Genomic DNA, 361 nt, shown 5'->3' with positions numbered 1-361 from the left:
CTGATAACTGATAACTGATAACTGATAACTGATAACTGATAACTGATAACTGATAACTGATAACTGATAACTGATAACTGATAATTACCTCCCCGAGTACTTTTTCCTTGTTTGTACCTTTTGTAATTCCCTAGCCCAAATCATTTGAGCAACCGTTTGAGCGGGATTGTCAGATTCGGCCAAGGCCATTTTTAGTTTCTCTTCCGAGACATCAATTCTATAAAGGCTATTAAGGAGGCGATTGAAATCGTGCGTCATCAAGTGCTCCACGAGTTTTAGTAAAAAGCCAAAAGCTCTTTCTTCCGTCATTTCTTCACCTTGCTGTAACTCCCAATCTTTTGGGTCTACTTGAAAGTCTTTG

At 38.8% G+C, this 361-nt stretch carries 1 protein-coding gene; it reads right to left on the bottom strand.

Features of this window, described 5'->3' with window-relative positions; genetic code table 11:
* Positions 1-84: 84 nt before the first annotated feature.
* Positions 85-361 (bottom strand): hypothetical protein (locus AWN68_RS13180; RefSeq protein WP_068416516.1); only part of this gene is annotated, 277 nt, incomplete at its 5' end.

Origin of the sequence: Roseivirga echinicomitans (genome assembly GCF_001592935.1) — a bacterium.
Lineage (GTDB): Bacteria > Bacteroidota > Bacteroidia > Cytophagales > Cyclobacteriaceae > Roseivirga > Roseivirga echinicomitans.
This window is presented reverse-complemented; position numbering and strand designations above follow the sequence as displayed.